General features: G+C 64.6%; 18 protein-coding genes. 8 read left to right on the forward strand and 10 right to left on the reverse strand.

All coding sequences use genetic code 11. From position 1 onward, the window contains the following. Positions 1 to 26 precede the first annotated feature (26 nt). The 4 genes from ACS7SF_RS05405 to ACS7SF_RS05420 all read left to right on the forward strand — a co-directional run bounded on the left by ACS7SF_RS05405 (position 27) and on the right by ACS7SF_RS05420 (position 2,968). Positions 27 to 671, forward strand: coding sequence for a deoxynucleoside kinase (locus ACS7SF_RS05405; RefSeq protein WP_439892024.1), 645 nt, complete (start codon positions 27 to 29; stop codon positions 669 to 671). Positions 672 to 735: 64 nt separating this feature from the next. After that, positions 736 to 1,554, forward strand: a complete 819-nt coding sequence (panB, locus tag ACS7SF_RS05410; RefSeq protein WP_439892025.1) for a 3-methyl-2-oxobutanoate hydroxymethyltransferase — start codon at positions 736 to 738, stop codon at positions 1,552 to 1,554. Between the two features lie 11 nt (positions 1,555 to 1,565). Beyond that, entirely contained in the window at positions 1,566 to 2,273 is a 708-nt protein-coding gene (locus ACS7SF_RS05415) for an ABC transporter permease (RefSeq protein WP_439892026.1), read from the forward strand. Then, a complete protein-coding gene (locus ACS7SF_RS05420) occupies positions 2,270 to 2,968 on the forward strand; it encodes an ABC transporter ATP-binding protein (protein ID WP_439892027.1) in 699 nt (232 codons plus the stop codon). The genes ACS7SF_RS05415 and ACS7SF_RS05420 overlap by 4 nt, the downstream gene beginning before the upstream one ends. Here ACS7SF_RS05420 and ACS7SF_RS05425 read toward each other — a convergent pair. From ACS7SF_RS05425 to dnaK, 3 genes are all read right to left on the reverse strand, one after another. Further along, positions 2,912 to 4,798, reverse strand: coding sequence for a chorismate-binding protein (locus ACS7SF_RS05425; RefSeq protein WP_439892028.1), 1,887 nt, complete (start codon positions 4,796 to 4,798; stop codon positions 2,912 to 2,914). The genes ACS7SF_RS05420 and ACS7SF_RS05425 overlap by 57 nt on opposite strands. A 35-nt stretch (positions 4,799 to 4,833) precedes the next feature. Next, a complete protein-coding gene (gene dnaJ, locus ACS7SF_RS05430) occupies positions 4,834 to 5,973 on the reverse strand; it encodes a molecular chaperone DnaJ (RefSeq protein WP_439892029.1) in 1,140 nt (379 codons plus the stop codon). Between the two features lie 135 nt (positions 5,974 to 6,108). Further along, complete coding sequence (dnaK, locus tag ACS7SF_RS05435; RefSeq protein ID WP_439892030.1) at positions 6,109 to 8,061, reverse strand: molecular chaperone DnaK; 1,953 nt, start codon at positions 8,059 to 8,061, stop codon at positions 6,109 to 6,111. Positions 8,062 to 8,324: 263 nt separating this feature from the next. Between dnaK and ACS7SF_RS05440 the strand changes: the two genes are divergently transcribed. Beyond that, positions 8,325 to 9,632: a phospholipase A gene (locus ACS7SF_RS05440; protein WP_439892031.1), complete on the forward strand. Its 1,308-nt coding sequence runs from the start codon at positions 8,325 to 8,327 to the stop codon at positions 9,630 to 9,632. An 18-nt stretch (positions 9,633 to 9,650) separates the two neighbouring features. Here ACS7SF_RS05440 and rnk read toward each other — a convergent pair whose 3' ends face one another. The 3 genes from rnk to grpE all read right to left on the reverse strand — a co-directional run bounded on the left by rnk (position 9,651) and on the right by grpE (position 11,463). Continuing rightward, a complete protein-coding gene (gene rnk, locus ACS7SF_RS05445) occupies positions 9,651 to 10,058 on the reverse strand; it encodes a nucleoside diphosphate kinase regulator (RefSeq protein ID WP_439892032.1) in 408 nt (135 codons plus the stop codon). Between the two features lie 330 nt (positions 10,059 to 10,388). Next, positions 10,389 to 10,814 carry a thioredoxin family protein gene (locus ACS7SF_RS05450; RefSeq protein ID WP_439892033.1) on the reverse strand — a complete coding sequence of 142 codons (426 nt, stop codon included), beginning with the start codon at positions 10,812 to 10,814 and terminating at the stop codon, positions 10,389 to 10,391. Positions 10,815 to 10,827: 13 nt separating this feature from the next. Next, positions 10,828 to 11,463, reverse strand: coding sequence for a nucleotide exchange factor GrpE (gene grpE, locus ACS7SF_RS05455; RefSeq protein ID WP_439892034.1), 636 nt, complete (start codon positions 11,461 to 11,463; stop codon positions 10,828 to 10,830). Positions 11,464 to 11,503: 40 nt separating this feature from the next. On the opposite strand from grpE, the gene ACS7SF_RS05460 reads away from it, so the two are divergent. Further along, positions 11,504 to 11,722 carry a hypothetical protein gene (locus tag ACS7SF_RS05460; protein WP_439892035.1) on the forward strand — a complete coding sequence of 73 codons (219 nt, stop codon included), beginning with the start codon at positions 11,504 to 11,506 and terminating at the stop codon, positions 11,720 to 11,722. Positions 11,723 to 11,733: 11 nt separating this feature from the next. After that, on the forward strand, positions 11,734 to 11,925 hold the full coding sequence (locus ACS7SF_RS05465) for a hypothetical protein (RefSeq protein ID WP_439892036.1): 192 nt from the start codon (positions 11,734 to 11,736) through the stop codon (positions 11,923 to 11,925). A 13-nt stretch (positions 11,926 to 11,938) separates the two neighbouring features. On the opposite strand, the gene ACS7SF_RS05470 is transcribed toward ACS7SF_RS05465, so the two are convergent. Continuing rightward, positions 11,939 to 12,334 carry an RNA-binding S4 domain-containing protein gene (locus tag ACS7SF_RS05470; protein ID WP_439892037.1) on the reverse strand — a complete coding sequence of 132 codons (396 nt, stop codon included), beginning with the start codon at positions 12,332 to 12,334 and terminating at the stop codon, positions 11,939 to 11,941. Next, positions 12,331 to 13,446, reverse strand: a complete 1,116-nt coding sequence (gene hemH / locus ACS7SF_RS05475; protein WP_439892038.1) for a ferrochelatase — start codon at positions 13,444 to 13,446, stop codon at positions 12,331 to 12,333. Before hemH ends, ACS7SF_RS05470 begins: the two co-directional genes overlap by 4 nt. A gap of 260 nt (positions 13,447 to 13,706) precedes the next feature. On the opposite strand from hemH, the gene ACS7SF_RS05480 reads away from it, so the two are divergent. Continuing rightward, complete coding sequence (locus tag ACS7SF_RS05480) at positions 13,707 to 14,711, forward strand: CsgG/HfaB family protein (RefSeq protein ID WP_439892039.1); 1,005 nt, start codon at positions 13,707 to 13,709, stop codon at positions 14,709 to 14,711. A gap of 63 nt (positions 14,712 to 14,774) precedes the next feature. On the opposite strand, the gene hutI is transcribed toward ACS7SF_RS05480, so the two are convergent. Further along, positions 14,775 to 16,007: an imidazolonepropionase gene (gene hutI / locus ACS7SF_RS05485; protein ID WP_439892040.1), complete on the reverse strand. Its 1,233-nt coding sequence runs from the start codon at positions 16,005 to 16,007 to the stop codon at positions 14,775 to 14,777. Further along, complete coding sequence (gene hutG, locus ACS7SF_RS05490; RefSeq protein ID WP_439892041.1) at positions 16,000 to 16,986, reverse strand: formimidoylglutamase; 987 nt, start codon at positions 16,984 to 16,986, stop codon at positions 16,000 to 16,002. The genes hutI and hutG overlap by 8 nt, the downstream gene beginning before the upstream one ends. Between the last annotated feature and the right edge of the window lie 2 nt (positions 16,987 to 16,988).

Below are 16,988 nucleotides of genomic sequence, written 5' to 3' on the forward strand. Positions count from 1 at the left end.
CTGCACCTGACGCACCACCACTACTGATGGCTCTTGATCACCTGCGCCGTATCGTCGTTGAAGGCCCGATCGGCGTGGGCAAGACCGCGCTGGCCCAACGCCTGGCCGACCACCTGCGTGCTGCCACGTCGTTCGAAACGCCGAACGAGAACCCCTTCCTCGCCCGCTTCTACGAAGACCCCGCGCGCTATGCGCTGCCGGTGCAGCTGCGCTTCCTGCTGCAACGCGCCGAGCGCTTGAAGGCGTGGCACAAGGCGACGCTTGCCGGCGAACGCATCGTCGGCGACAGCTTCCTGCCGCGCGATCGCCTGTTCGCTCAGCTCACGCTGCCTGCGGATGAACTCGCGCTGTACGACGCGATGGCCAATGCGCTGGCCCTGCCGCAGCAGCGCGTCGACCTCGTCATCTGCCTGCAGGCGCGTGCCGAAGACCTGCTGCCGCGCATTGCCAAGCGTGCCGTTCCTTACGAAACAGGCATCGACGCTGAATACCTGCAACGCATCTGTGCCGCATACGGCGAGCTGTTTCTGTATTACGATGCCGCACCGACGATGATCGTCGATACGGCGGCCTTCGACCCCGCGGGCAACGACGACGATTTCCGCACCTTGCTCACCCGCATCGACGCAATGCGCGGGCCCAAGGAATTCATCAAGCTGGCAACGCGATAAGCCAATCGCCGACGCACCGCATGGTCTGCGTGGGCTGTCACGATGCCCCACGGAACACCAGTCCATGAGCTATCTCCAGGAATCGAACCGCAAGGCCGTTACCGTGACGTCGCTACAGGCCATGCGTGCCGCCGGCGAGCGCATCGCCATGCTCACCGCGTACGACACCAGCTTTGCCGCCCTGATGGATCGCAACGGCACCGACGTGCTGCTCGTCGGCGATTCGCTCGGCAACGTGATGCAGGGGCAGAAGACCACGCTGCCGGTCACGCTCGAACACATCGTCTACCACACCGAATGCGTGTCGCGCGGCATCGATAAGGCGCTGCTCGTGTCGGACCTGCCATTCGGCACGTACGGCACGCCCGAGCAAGCCTTCCACAGCGCCGTTCGCGTGATGCAGGCCGGCGCGCAGATGGTCAAGCTCGAGGGCGGCGTGTGGTTGGCGCCCACGATCAAGTTCCTCGTTGAACGCAGCATTCCGGTGTGTGCGCACATCGGCCTCACGCCGCAGTCGGTGCACGCCTTTGGCGGCTTCAAAGTGCAAGGTCGCGGCGATGAGGCCGCCGCGCAACTGAAGGCCGACGCACTGGCCGTGCAGGATGCGGGCGCACAGCTCGTCGTCATGGAAGCGATTCCTGCCGCGCTGGCCGGCGAGGTCACGCGCCTGCTGGCGATTCCCACCATCGGTATTGGCGCCGGGCTGGAATGCTCGGGCCAGGTGCTCGTCATGCACGACATGCTGGGCGTGTTCCCCGGCCACCGGCCGAAGTTCGTGCGCAACTTCATGGACGGGCAGACCACCATCGATGGCGCTGTCGCGGCCTACGTAGCGGCCGTCAAGGACGGCACGTTTCCCGGCCCCGAGCACACGTTCGCTTAAAACCCGCGTATATGGGAATCTGGTCGGCCACCGTCGACGCCTTCGCCCTGCTCGCCAGCGGCGATACGGCGTTGTGGACGATCGTCTGGGTGTCGTTGAAGGTGGCGATTGCCGGGCTGCTGCTGGCGGCGCCGCCGGGCTTGCTCATCGCTTACCTCATTGCCATGCACCGCTTTGTCGGGCGCCGCGCGTTGGTGGTGCTGGCGCAAGCATCGCTGTCGTTTCCCACCGTGCTGATCGGGCTACTGCTGTATTTGCTGCTCTCTCGCCAGGGGCCGCTGGGCAGCTTCGGGCTGCTGTTCACGCAGGGCGGCATGATTCTTGGACAAGCAGTGCTCGGTCTGCCGGTCATTGTTGCGTTTGCGCTGACCACGCTCGAACGCGCTGACCCACGACTCGCTGAAACAGCCCGCGTGCTCGGCGCGGGGCGCATCCGGCTGCTGCTGACCGTCTTTCGTGAATTGCGTTTCGGTCTGATGGCCGCCGTGGTGGCGGGCTTCGGCCGCGTCATCGCAGAGGTGGGCTCGGCGTTGATGGTCGGCGGCAACATCGAGGGCATCACACGCACCATGACGACAGCGATCGCGCTGGAGACGAGCAAGGGCGAGTTCGCGCAGGGCATTGCGCTGGGCATCGTGCTGATCGTGCTGGCGCTGCTCGTCAACCTCGTGCTCGCGTGGCTGCAAGGCGCCGGAACCTATCGGAGGGAAAGCGCATGAGCACGCCCTCGCAGCCGATGATGGTGTTTGAAAACCTGCGCTGCCAGCATGGCACGCGGGCGCTGTTCGACATTCCACGCCTGGCACTGTCAGCCGGCCACGCGATCGTCCTTACCGGCGCCAACGGCGTCGGCAAGACCACGCTGCTGCGCATGCTGGCCGGGCTGGCGCCGGCCAATGGCGCAACGGTCGACTTCGGACACGGCCGTCAACCGCTATCACCGTATCCGGCTGAGCTGCGAGCGCGACTGACCTATGTGCATCAGCACCCGTACCTCTTCCGCACGTCGGTGCGCGCCAATCTCGCCTATGGGCTGACCACGGGGCCACACCGTGTGGCACATGCGGAAGTGCTTGCCCGTGTCGACGATGCCATCCAGTGGGCCGGCCTTGAGCACGTGGTCGATGTGCCGCCCGAACGGTTGTCCGGCGGCGAAACGCAGCGCCTGGCACTCGCCCGCGCGCGCGCATTGCAAACCGACGTGCTGTTGCTCGATGAACCCACCTCGAATCTGGACGGTGCCGCACGCGAACAGGTGATCGCGCTGGTTGGGGAACTGGCAGCCGAGGGCCGCGCCCTGCTGATGGTCTGCCACGACCGCGAGCTCATCAACCTGCCCGGCGTCGCGCGGTGGAAACTAGAACACGTCGGCGGCCAAGGGCGGCTCGAAATGCGCGGGCACCACGCCACGTAAGGCATTGCAGACGGCGATGGCTTCGGCGCGAGCGACATCCGCGCGCGTGAGCACGCGTTCGCGCAGCGGCGCACCCAGCCAGGGCGTTGCATCTTCCAACAGCACCGCGCGCATCACACCTGGCAGGACGCCTGCAGACAGCGGCGGCGTCCACCAGGCGCCATCGAGCTTCACCAGCACCGTGGAACGCCCACCTTCGGCCAGTGTGCCGTCCGCATTAAAGAACACCGCATCGAACGCACCTTCGCGCTCGGCGGCTTGCCAGGCGGCGTCGTAAGCGGCGCGCAGATTCGTCTTGTGACTTGGCAGGCTGTGCGCGGCCTCGCGCGTCTGTTCAGCAACACGCAGGCTGACCGGCGTATGCAACGGCAACAATGGCGGTAGCGGCGCAGCGGTGACACTGACCTTGCCATCACGCTCGAGCGACAGGCGCATGCGGAAATCGCCCGCACCTTGCAATGACGCGCATGCGCGCGCCACCTCAGCGGCCATCGTTGCTTGCTCGAATGGGAAACCGAATGCTCGTGCAGAACGCTCCAGGCGCGCCAGATGGCGATCCAGCAGCGGCACGCCGTCGCGCGTAGCCCGCATGGTTTCGAACAGCGACAAGCCAGGATCAAGCGCCGTCACGAAACGCGCCTTCAACTGGCATTCGGCGTATTCCTCGTCGGCGACGCTGTCGTGCACGATGCCGGAGCCGATGCCAAGTTCGCCTTTGCGCAGGCCATCGGTTCCGGGCTCGCTCAGCACCAACGTGCGGATTACCACGGAGAAGCACGCATTGCCCATCGCGCGATCGTCGGTGGGCGCATCGACCCACCCGATCGCACCGGTGTACAAGCCACGTGGTTCTGGCTCCAGCGCTTCGATAATCTCCATCGTGCGCCGCTTGGGCGCGCCGGTGATGGAGCCGCACGGGAACAACGCGCGCAGGCAATCGGCCAAGCCGGTAGCAGGCGGAATCTCCGCCTCCATGGTCAACGTCATCTGCAGCACGCTACCGAACGGCGTCACCTCGAACAGCGCCGGGACGCGCACCGAGCCCGGACGCGCGAGGCGGCCCAGATCGTTGCGCAGCAGGTCGACGATCATGAGGTTTTCGGCGCGGTTCTTTTCATCGGCAGCCAGGGCGATGGCACGGGCCTCGTCGACTTCCACATCGCCCGTGGCGGGCGCGGTGCCCTTCATCGGCCGTGCGACCAGCTTGCCAGCGCGATGCGAGAAGAACAGCTCCGGAGAGCACGACAGGATCGCCCCGCCCTCCGGCAGCCCGATGAACGCGCCGTACGGCACGGGCTGACGTGCGCGCAGGCGCCTATACAGCGCGGCCGGCGCGCCGAACGCCGTCATGCGCAGGCGGTAGGTGTAGTTGACTTCGTAGGTGTCGCCCGCCGCGATCCAGTCATGGATGCGCGCGATGGCGTCTGTATAGACGGCGTGATCGACGCTGGCGGCACAGTCGAACAGACCGGCCGCGCCGGCCGCTTCGGGCCACGCATCGAACAGCGCATCGACCTCGGCTTGCGACAGCACCTGCAGCGTGCGAAACAGCAGCACGCGCAGGCGGCCATCGTGGCCGGGCAATCGAGAGGAAGTTCCAGTGGAAGCTGGCAGACCGACCAGCGGCCCACCAAACTCATACGGCGCGACGATCAGCACATGCAAACCCTCGTGCCAAGCAGCACGCAGATCGTCGTCCAAGCCGTCCAGCACACCAGCGGGCCGGAAGAATTCACCAGCGTAGTCTGTGTACCAGCGCGAACACGGTGCGCCGCCCGAGGTGGCATCGTCCAGCAGCGCAAACGGCGCGCCGGCTTGCGGCAACTGCATGACGATGTCCCCCGGTAACTGCGGTAGTGCTGTGCTTATGAGGAGAAGAAGTTCTTCACCTTATCCATCCACGACTGCTCTTGCGGGCTGTGCCGCGAGCCGCCTTCGTGCACGGACTTGTCGAACTGCTTGAGCAGATCCTTCTGGTGCTCGGTCAGCTTGACCGGCGTCTCGATGTTGACGTGCACATAGAGGTCGCCCGCGTAGCCCGAACGCACGCCCTTGATGCCCTTGCCGCGCAGGCGGAACGTCTTGCCGGCCTGCGTGCCTTCGGGCACCGTGAACGAGGCACGGCCACCCAGCGTCGGCACTTCAATATCGCCGCCAATACACGCCGTGGCGAACGAAATCGGCATCTGGCAGTGCAGATCGTCGCCATCGCGTTCGAATACCGGGTGCGGCTTGATGTGGATTTCCACATACAGGTCGCCCGGGGGGCCGCCGTTGATGCCCGGCTCGCCATTGCCCGACGAGCGGATGCGCATGCCTTCGTCGATGCCGGCCGGAATCTTCACTTCCAGCGTCTTCTGGCTCTTCAGCTTGCCCTGGCCGTGGCACTTGGTACACGGCTTGGGGATGTACTTGCCGCTGCCGTGGCACTTCGGGCAAGTCTGCTGCATCGTGAAGAAGCCCTGCGACACGCGCACCTGGCCGGCGCCATGGCAGGTCGGGCAGGTTTCCACGCTCGAGCCCGGCTCGGCGCCCTTGCCGTGACAGTGGTCACACTCGTCCCAGTGCGGCACGCGGATCTGCGTGTCGTAGCCGTGCGCGGCCTGCTCCAGCGTGATCTCCATGCTGTAGCGCAGATCAGCGCCGCGATACATCTGCGGGCCGCCGCCACGACGGCCCTGGCCCTGTGCCTGACCAAAGATGTCGCCAAAGATATCGCCAAAGGCTTCGGCAAAGCCGCCGCCAAAGCCAGCACCACCCGCACCAAAGCCAGCGTTGGGATCAACACCCGCGTGGCCGTACTGGTCATAGGCAGCTTTCTTGTCGGCATCGGAGAGCATCTCGTAGGCCTCTTTGGCCTCCTTGAACTTCTCTTCCGCTTCCTTGCTGTCCGGATTGCGGTCCGGGTGGTACTTCATCGCGAGCTTGCGATAGGCCTTCTTGATCTCGTCGTCGCTCGCGTTTTTGCCCACCCCGAGCACTTCGTAGTAATCACGTTTTGCCATGGTGGCTCGTCAATTCGCTTGTTCTTACTGCTTGGTCGAATAGCAAAAAAGCCGAGCGTGGCATCGGTGGCGAAATCCGCACTCCGATAACCACCGCCCGGCGAGACCTCAAGTCCGCCGCAGCGGACTCGGGGCTTACTTCTTGTCGTTCACTTCCTTGAACTCGGCGTCGACGACGTTATCGTCGTGCGGTGCGCTTTGCCCAGCGTGCGCGCCTGCCTGGGCACCCGCGGCTTGTTCCGCACCACCGGCTTCGCCCTTGGCTTGCATGTCGGCATAGACCTTCTCGCCCAGCTTCTGCGAGGCGGTTGCCAGCGCTTCGGTCTTGGCGTCGATCGCGGCCTTGTCAGTGCCCTTCAGGGCCTCTTCCAGTTCCTTGATCGCAGCGTCGATCTTGTCCTTCTCGCCGGCTTCCAGCTTGTCGCCGTACTCGCCCAGTGCCTTCTTGGTCGAGTGGACCAGCGCTTCACCCTGGTTACGGGAGTCGACCAGTTCGCGCAGCTTCTTGTCTTCCTCGGCGTTGGCCTCGGCGTCCTTCACCATGCGTTCGATCTCGGCTTCCGACAGGCCAGAGCTTGCCTTGATCGTGATCTTGTTTTCCTTGCCGGTCGCCTTGTCCTTGGCGCCCACGTGCAGGATGCCGTTGGCGTCGATGTCGAACGACACTTCAATCTGCGGCGTGCCGCGCGGTGCCGGTGGAATGCCTTCCAGGTTGAATTCGCCCAGCATCTTGTTGCCGGAGGCCATCTCGCGCTCGCCCTGGTAGACCTTGATCGTCACGGCCGGCTGGTTGTCGTCGGCGGTCGAGAAAGTCTGCGAGAACTTGGTCGGGATGGTCGTGTTCTTGCCGATCATCTTGGTCATCACGCCACCCAGCGTTTCGATGCCCAGCGACAGCGGCGTCACATCCAGCAGCAGCACGTCGGTACGGTCACCGCCCAGCACCTGACCCTGGATGGCGGCGCCCACGGCAACAGCCTCGTCCGGGTTCACGTCCTTGCGGGCTTCCTTGCCGAAGAACTCCTTCACCTTCTCCTGCACCTTCGGCATACGCGTCATACCGCCGACCAGGATCACGTCATGGATGTCCGACACCTTCACGCCAGCATCCTTGATGGCGGTACGGCACGGATCGATCGTACGTGCGATCAGGTCTTCGACCAGCGCTTCCAGCTTGGCGCGCGTGATCTTCAGGTTCAAGTGCTTCGGACCCGAGGCATCGGCCGTGATGTACGGCAGGTTGATTTCGGTCTGTTGCGTGCTCGACAGCTCGATCTTGGCCTTTTCAGCGGCTTCCTTCAGGCGTTGCAGCGCAAGCACGTCCTTCGACAGATCAACGCCTTGTTCTTTCTTGAACTCGCCGATGATGTAATCGATGATGCGCTGGTCGAAGTCTTCGCCGCCCAGGAACGTATCGCCGTTGGTCGACAGCACTTCGAACTGCTTCTCGCCGTCCACGTCGGCAATCTCGATGATCGAGATGTCGAACGTACCGCCGCCCAGGTCATACACGGCGATCTTGCGGTCGCCCTTTTCGTTCTTGTCCAGGCCGAAAGCCAGCGCAGCCGCGGTCGGCTCGTTGATGATGCGCTTGACGTCCAGACCGGCGATGCGGCCAGCGTCCTTCGTGGCTTGGCGCTGCGAATCGTTGAAGTAGGCCGGCACCGTGATCACGGCTTCGGTCACTTCCTCGCCCAGGTAGTCCTCGGCGGTCTTCTTCATCTTGCGCAGGGTCTCGGCCGAGATTTGCGGCGGCGCCAGCTTCTGGCCGCGCACTTCCACCCAGGCGTCACCGTTGTCGGCCTTGGTGATGGTGTACGGCATCAGGCCGATGTCCTTTTGGACTTCCTTCTCTTCAAACTTGCGGCCGATCAGGCGCTTGACTGCGTACAGCGTGTTCTTCGGGTTGGTGACGGCCTGGCGCTTGGCCGGGGCACCGACCAGGATCTCGCCGTCTTCCATGTAGGCGATGATCGACGGGGTGGTGCGCGCGCCTTCGGCGTTCTCGATCACCTTGGGGGTGTTGCCCTCCATGATGGCAACGCAGCTATTGGTGGTACCCAAGTCGATACCGATGATTTTGCCCATGTCTTACTCCTCGAATCTGGTGTCAGGACTGCACTGAAATACAAACTTGGCTCGGATGTGGGAGTGCCGCCCGGCTTTTCAAGGCCGAATTTTGAAAAGTTGAGCATTTTGGCCGGTTTTTCTGGGGAAAGCACCCGAAAACGTGCGCTCCCGGGCAAAAACGGCTGTTTTGAACGCCATGGAGGGGCTACGCGGGCCTCAAAGGCCGGGATGGTACCCTTGCCCGCATTGCCATTCGCCGGAACCCGGTGGCCTTCGTACCCATGCAATTACCCCCCATCCGAGCCGTTCTTGGCGCCGCTGTGCTTGCCGCATGCGCCGTGCCCTCTGCCGATGCCGCCGTCGCCCTGCTTCAACCCGCCCGCCGCGTTGACGCCAACCAGCCGTTCACACTGACCCTCGTTGTCTCGGGGGATACCGCCCAGCGCAGCTACACGGTGCCGACCCGGTTGCGCCTCACCGCCACCGCCGACCTGCAGGGCCCGGTGGAAGTGCTGCTGAATCGACATGACACCGGAGCGGAAACGCTACATCTGCGTCCGGGCCAAGTCCGGACCGTCGCCTATACCGGCACGCTGCCTGAGGTGCTGCGCGGCACGGTCCGCATCGATGCGCCGGACCTGGATGCGGCGCCTGTTCTCGTGACGCTGGTACGCGGCGCGGACGCGGGGCAAGTCGCCGCCGAGGGCGCACCGGCGGGCGCAGCCCCTAACGCCGCCGCCAATGGCGCCCGCCCGGGCGGTGCCCTGGGCGCCAACCCGATTGCGCAAACCGCTGAAGCAAACGTTGCCTCGCCTGCAACCGTGACGGTGGCGGGGGCCGGCGAGCCGCTTCGCCCAGTGGAAGAGACCGCACGCCTGACGTTCCACGAGCCGATGTTCGCCGCCGTTGGCGCGCACGAAGGCCTGAACGTCAAATTTCAGTTGAGTTTCAAGCTCCGGCTTTTCCAGCCGGAGAACCCGGCCTCGACGGCCCTGCTGGATAACCTGTACTTCGGTTACACGCAGTTCTCGCTATGGGACTTGGGCAAGGAATCGGCACCGTTCCGCGATACGAACTACCGGCCGAGCCTGTTCTACTACCGGCCCGACGTTGACCTGCCCGTCGGCATCCGCGGTGGCGCGCTCACACGGCTGTCGTTCGCGGGCGGCATCGAACACGAATCGAACGGCCGCGACGGCGACACCTCGCGCGCCATCAACACCGTGTTCGTACGCCCGACCTTCCACTTTGGCGATCTGGCCGACTACCACTGGAAGTTCGAGCCCAAGCTGTACGCGTATCTCACGCGTACCGGCAATACCGACATCGCGCATTACCGGGGTTTTGGCGACTTCCGCGTCTCGTACGGCGCCCCCAATGGCTGGGAGCTGGCGGCCACATTGCGCAAAGGCACGCGTAAGGGCTACGGCAGCGTCGATGCGCAGTTGACCTATCCGATGAGCCGGATCTTCACCGGCACGGCCGGCTACCTGTTCATCCAGTACTTCACCGGCTACGGCGAGAGCCTGCTCGACTACAACCACAAGCTGGGCTCGCAGTTGCGTGTCGGGTACAGCCTCTCGCGTTGAGCCTCTGCGGCAAGCGGCTTACAGCGTGTGCTGGCCGCTGGCCTCGGGCTGGAAAGCAACGCGCTCGATGCGCAGGGAATGCTGAGCACCATTAGGCGACGAGTACTTGACCGATTTGCCTGCGCGCGAACCCAGCAGCGCCGCGCCCATCGGCGAAAGCACCGACAGCTTGGCAGAAGCCACATTGGCGTCCTCCGGGTAGACGAGCGTCCACTCCTGCTCGGCGCCCGCGTCATCCACCACGCGCACAACCGAATTCATCGTCACCACATCGGCGGGGATTTTGTTGCCCGGCACCACATTGGCACGGGCGATCAGGTCATCGACCAGATCGGCGAGCGCCGAACTGTTGCCGGCACGTTCGGCTGCCTTTTCCAGGCGGGTGAGGTCGAGCTCGGTCAGGTAGATGGCGGCTGGTTTGGACATGTCGATCTCCTACGGTCTGTTTTCAACACTAGGCAAAACCGCTGCCGATGGCCTTCCGGGCCAACGCAATGCAGCGGCAAGAACACCAGCGGGCGCAAACGCCGGCCGGCAGTGATACGGATCTGGAACTGCAGATGAAGGTGGTGCGAGCCCGGCGGCAAGGTGCCGCTAGGGCACTAAGACAACCGCCGGGCGGCGGCAAGGGTCGCGATCATCGCCTGAGCGGCGCGCGACTGAGCGTACGCACCGCGCTTGGGGCGCACGGCACGAGAAGACGAAGAAAAGAGGAAGGCCGCAGCCATCGGCACGCGCGTCATCACAAACGCGGCCTCAGACCAGCGGCTTGCCGGCCAGCTTGTTGCGCGCATTGGCAACGGCGGCGGCAAACTGCGCGTGGCCATGCCAGCCGGTCGCCCGGCCAAGCTTTTTGCCACGGTGGAAAAACAGGAACACCGGAATGCCATGCAGCCCAAACCGCTGGCCGAGCTCCGGATGTTCGTAGACATTGGCATGCAGCCAGTGCAGCCCCAGCTCACGCACGGGCGCCGGCTGCGCGAGCATGGCCTGCTTGGCCATCTCGCAGTTGAAGCAATCGTCGCCCCAGAAGAACACGCAGACGAGCGCATCGCCCGCTGCCGCAATGGCCGCGTCGATGGTCTCGCCATTCACCTCGCGCATGCCGAACGCCGCGAACGCGGTCTTGTCGACCGAGATCGCGGCAGGCGCTGCGTGCGAGGTGGTGGTGTTCTGGATCATGGGGCGAGCTAACTCACTTGGGCGCGGCCACCGTCACGAGCGCCGGGCGCAGCACGCGGTCGGCCAGCGTGTAGCCACGCTGAAGCACGGCCACCACCGTGTTGGCCTCCTGATCAGCCGGCACCATCGAAATGGCCTGGTGGCGATGCGGATCGAACTTTTCGCCCACCGGGTTCAGTTCGGTCACACGGCCTTTCTCGAACGCGGCGTACAGCTGCTTGAGCGTGAGTTCAACGCCCTCGCGCAGCTTCGCGGCATCGCCCGACGTATCGGCCAGGGCGGCTTGCAGGCTGTCCATCACCGGCAACAGGTATTCGGCAAAGCCTTCGATGGCGAACTTGTGCGCCTTGGCCACGTCGTCCTGCGCACGGCGGCGGATGTTTTCGCCTTCGGCCGTGGCGCGAGCCCAGTTTTCGTAGTTCTGGCGCGCCTTCTCTTCAGCCGCTTCCAGTTGGCGGCGCAGTTCGGCGGCGTCCACGTCAGCCACGGCTTCCGCCACGGCGGCTTCGTCACCGGCGATGGCCTGGGCGTCGGCGCTGGCGCGCTGGGCCTGGCTCGAATAGGCGTTGGCGGCTTGGCCGGCAGACGAGGGGTTCGGCTGGGCGGCTTGCATATCCGGTTGCGATGGGTTTTCCGAAGTGTGTTTCATAGCGCTGAATAAGGGGATCGGCGTACTCGACGCACAACATGTGCCGCGCACCGATCCGCTGGATTTTCACAAACAATTTCTCCCCGATATGGGGCATTTGGCGCGCCTTTCAAGGGCGCAGGATGCGCGGGAACTGTGCACCATGCATCACGAAATATCGCGTTACAAGTTTCATCTGATTGCCACGGCACAGCAATTGCGGGGCCTTAATCGGCCGCCTATGATGCAAGAAAAATCTGGGGGGCGCGAGCTTCTTTGAGGGTTCGTACCATGCATAACAAGCTGCCCGTTCTGACCGTGCTCCTGCTGTTGACTCTGACAGCAGCCACAACGTTCATCTGCCTCTCCGGCGCCGTCACACCGCGCTATACGGAGTACGGCAGCGGCAAGGCCATCTTCAAGCACTACATCAGCAAACCCGCGCAGATGCAGGTGCCGCGTGGGCTGAGCTTATCAAGTTAGCACACACTTTGGGTCAGTCGCCCAATTTGTCGATACGACGACGGTCCCGCTTGGTCGGGCGGCCGGCGATTTGCGTGGCGGGCTCGCGGTATAGCCGGCGGCGGTCGACTTCTTCCTCGCGTTTTAAGCGGCTGGCTTCCGTTTCGGCGTAGAGCGTTTGCGCAACCGACGCCGGCCCGCGCACTTCGGCCAGCGCCAGCACCTGCAATTCCCACTGCTGTTCATGCGCGTACACCCGCACGCGATCACCAATCTTCACATCCTTGGCGGGGCGGACCGGCTGATCGTTGATCTGCACGCGACCGCGTTCCACCGCATCCGTCGCCTGTGAGCGCGTCTTGAAAAATCGCGCAGCCCACAGCCATTTGTCGATGCGCACGCAGCCTGCGGCGTCGGTACTCACCTTCACGCTGCCGCCCCCTTGCTTTGCGCCCGCGTGCGGCTGGCTTCGAGCACGTGCGGATGCGTGAGCTTGAGCGGCCAGCCTTGCAGATGCGCCAACGCAATGTCGGCCATACCGGCGATCCAGGCTTCGTTATCGTTCAAGCACGGGATGTAGTGGAAATCCTTGCCGCCGGCGATGCGGAAGGTGGACTGCCCTTCCATCGCGATCTCCTCCAACGTCTCCAGGCAATCGGCCGGAAAGCCAGGGCAAAACACGTCGACGCGGTTGGTGCCCACGCGGCCGAGTTCTTCCAACGTGGGCGCGGTATACGGCTGCAGCCATTCGGCGCTGCCAAAGCGCGACTGGAACGTGACGAGGTACTGGCCCGGTTGCAGGCCGAGCGCCTCGCCCAGCAGGCGGCCGGTCTTCAGGCATTCGCAGTGGTACGGATCGCCCAGTTCCAACGTGCGGCGCGGCACGCCATGGAACGACAGCAACAGCTTGTCGCCGTGCGCGAAATCCGGCGCGCCGTGCTGCGCCCAATACGCGCCCACCTGCTGATGCAACGCGTTGATGTAGGCGGGGTCGTCGTGGAAATGCTTCACCAGCCGCAGCTCCGGTTGATTGCGCATCTGGCCCAGCACGCGGAAGACCTCGTCGAACGCCGTGGCGGTGGTGGTGCCGGAATACTGCGGATACATCGGCAGCACGAGGATGCGCTCCACGCCCTGCTTGCGCAGCGCCTGCATCACGGACGGAATCGACGGATTGCCATAGCGCATCGCACACGCGACGACAACGTCGTGGCCTTGCGCATTCAGCAACTGCTGCAGCGCATGCGCTTGGCGCTCGCTGTAGACCAGGAGCGGCGAGCCCGTCATGTTGGCCTCGCGCAGCCAGATGCTCTCGTATTTGTGTGCCGATGCCCGCGAACGTAGCGGCACGATTAACCCGTTGAGAATGAACCACCACGCCGCCCGCGGAATTTCCACCACGCGCGGGTCGGACAGAAACTGGCGCAGGTAGCGGCCGACCTCGCGCGGCGAAGTGCCATCGGGCGTGCCGAGGTTGACAAGCAGAATCGCGGTGCGATCGGGCTGGCCGTGCTGGAACAGGGGTTCGGGCAAAAAGGGCATGGAACGCGGGTTCGCGGGTAACCCGGCCGATTATACGAGCGGGAGTATTGCGTACGGCTTGTCGGGCAATGCGTGCTCAATCCGCTCAATGCTTGCCACAGCGTCGGCTACACTCGCCGCGCAAGTGACGGCGGCCTCACCGCCTTCTAGGATAAGAAGGCTCCCCCGCGCGACGAGGGAGCCATGCACCACGCCATCGACCATGGCATTCGACACACACAAAAATAAGGTGATTTATGGGAGCAACAAAAATCGCGCGCATGCTCGCGCTGATCACACCGTTGGTGCTGCTCGCATGTGCGAGCAATACGGCGCCTGTATCCATGCAATTTGCGGCGAAAACCGATGCGGCAAAGTATCGCCGTGTCGCAGTGCTGCCGTTTGATGGAGACGGCGGCGCCAAGGCCGCCATCGACTTCGAAAGCATGCTGGCTTCGGTGAAATACGAGCAGAAGCCTTACTTCACGATCGTCGATCGGACACAGTTACTGAACGTGATCGGAGAACTCGCGCTGCAGCGCACCGGACTGGTTGACCCCCGTACGGCGTCGAAGATTGGACGCCTCACCGGTGCTGAAGCGCTATACGGCGGCGCGGCCATCATTGCGCCGGTCGCCTACAAATACTCCACCGAACCCCGCTCCGTCTGTCCCAAAGACAAGAAGTGCTACACCACGCAGATTCGCTGCACGACAAAAACCGCCCGCTTCGAGTTGACCCCGCGACTCGTTGAGGTGGCGCGTGGCACCGTTGTCTACAGCGAGACCAAGATTGGTTTGGCCAGTTCGTACCGGTGCGACGATCAGGCAACCGACGATTCTGAACAGGTTCTGGTAACCAAGGCCGCAGCCGATGCATTCCGACAGGCGCGGGAAGATGTGGCGCCGTACGAACGGAATGTGCTCGTGAAATTCCAGAGCAGTACGGACGGGCTCAACCCGCAGTCTGTCGAGTCCTTCAAGGGCAGTTTGGAATTTGCGAATGCGGGCAGGCTGGATCGCGCGTGCACGCAGTGGGCCGATCTTGCACGCACCAACCCTTCCAGCTTTGCGCTTCAGTACAACCTGGCGGTGTGCGATGAGGTCAGTGGCCGCCTCGACGCAGCGCTGGTGAAATACCAGCAGATTGACGGTGCGTTGACCAAGCCGGATGCCGACGTCAATGCGGCGCTCGCTCGGGTCCGCAATGGCATTGCGGAGCAGGAGAAGCTGAAGAAGAAGCCCGGGGACGCACGCGCCTCGGCATCGCAGACGACGCGACGCTGAACGATCGCGGCTCCTACACGCTCAACGCCGTGCAAATTTGCGCAGCGTTGAGCGGATCCGCCCCTACACCAACACCCCATCCTTGACCATGCCCGCGCAGGGATTGAGCCCCATTGCATACGCGAGATCCGCAGGCCGCTCAATGCGCCACAGGGCGAAGTCAGCGGCACAGCCGGGGGCGAGCACACCGCAGGTGCCGGACAACCCAAGCGCGGCGGCAGCGTGGCGCGTAGCGCCCGTCAGCGCTTCGAGCGGCGTCAGGCGGAACAGCGTGCAGGCCATGTTCATCGCCAGCAGCAGCGACGTGAGCGGCGATGTGCCGGGGTTGCAGTCGGTCGACACGGCCATCGGCACGCCCGCTTCGCGCAGCGCGGCCATCGGTGGCAGGCGCGTTTCCCGCAGGCAGTAGAACGCGCCGGGCAGCAGCACCGCGACGGTACCGGCTTGCGCCATGGCGGCGATGCCCTCGGCGGTCAGGCATTCGAGGTGATCGGCAGACAGGCCGCCGTAGCGCGCGACCAACGCGGCTCCGCCCTGGTCGGAGAGCTGCTCCGCATGCAGCTTGACCGGCAGCCCCAGGCGTTGCGCGGCGTCGAACATGCGGGCCGTCTGCGCCGGGGAGAAGCCGATGGTTTCGCAGAAAGCATCCACCGCATCGACGAGGCCCTCAGCAGCAAGCGCGGGCAGCACGTCGGTGCAGAGATGGTCGATGTAGTCATCGGCGCGGCCGGCGAACTCAGGCGGCACGGCGTGCGCGCCGAGGAACGTCGTGCGCACGCGCACCGGCAAAGTCTGGCCGAAGCGACGTGCGACGCGCAGCATGCGGCGTTCGGTTTCCAGATCGAGGCCGTAGCCGGATTTGATCTCAACGGTGGTCACGCCTTCGGCGCGGAGCGCGTTCAGGCGCGGCAGGCTGGCTTCGGCCAATGCGTCTTCGCTGGCCGCACGCGTGGCGCGCACGGTGGAGACAATGCCGCCTCCCGATCGCGCGATCTCTTCGTAGGGCACGCCGTTCAGGCGCGCTTCGAATTCGTTGCTGCGGTTGCCGGCGTAGACGAGATGCGTGTGGCAATCGATCAGGCCGGGCGTGAGCCAGGCGCCCCCGCCGTCATGTTCGCGCTCGGCGCGGGCGTTGGCGGGCACATCCGCGCGACGCCCTAGCCACGCGATGCGCCCATCTTTGACGGCGATGGCGCCGTCGCGGATTTCACCGTAGCCGTCGGCATCGGCCGCCAGCGTGGCGAGGTGGACGTTGGTCCAGAGCGCATCCCAGTGCAGATTGGCTTGGTCAGTCATGGGCGGTTCCTTGCAGGCCAATGCCGTCGGCCACGCGCGCGACCAAGCGGGCGGCGACACGCGCCGTGTGGTTGTCGATATCGAGCGACGGGTTGAGCTCCGCCACATCCGCCAGGCGAAGCTTGCCCGAGGTGATCACGCGATCGACGATGGGTTCGATCACGTCCATCGACACGCCGCGTGCGGACGGCGCACTCACACCGGGGGCGACGCTGGCCGGCAGCACGTCGAGGCACATCGTCAGATAGACGTGGTCGACCTGGCTCAGGAACACGTCCACCACCTGCAGCACGTGGGGGAGTTGCAGGATGTCCATCTCGTCATCGTGCATCCAGCGCGCGCCGAGTTGGCGGGCGCGGGCGAACAGCGCTTCGGTATTGGCGTAGGTGCTCACGCCCAGGCAGGCGTAGTGGAACGGCCAGCCGCGCCGAGCGCAGTCTTCGGCGATCTGGCGGAATGGGGTGCCGGAGCTGCCCCGCTCGCCCGCGCGCAAATCGAAGTGCGCATCGAGGTTGAGGATGCCGATGCGCGGGGGCCGATCGGATTTCGCTGCCAGATGCCGCGCCAAGCCGCCAAACGATGCCCACGCGATTTCATGCCCGCCGCCGAGCGCAATCGGAAACGCGCCGCGGTCCAGCAGAGCGTGCAGCACGCCGGAGAGCTCGTTTTGTGCCGCTTCCAGCGCATCGCCCTGGCACGTCACATCGCCTGCGTCGACGACCACGCGGCCGGCACGCGCTGGCAGGTTCGCGAGCATTTTGCGGATGGCGTTCGGGCCCGCTTGCGCGCCGGTGCGCCCATGGTTGCGGGCGACACCCTCGTCGCAGGCAAAACCGGCCAGTGCAACAGTATTGGCGAGCGGCGCGCCGGCATCTTCGGCATCGATACGGCGCACCGTCTGGTGCCAACGCAGGCCCAGCGGGCCCTCTTCCGCATCGACGCGGCCTTGCCAGACGTTCGGTTCAGCTTGAACGAGCATGG

The organism is Ralstonia sp. 25C (assembly GCF_051904805.1).
Classification (GTDB): Bacteria; Pseudomonadota; Gammaproteobacteria; order Burkholderiales; family Burkholderiaceae; genus Ralstonia.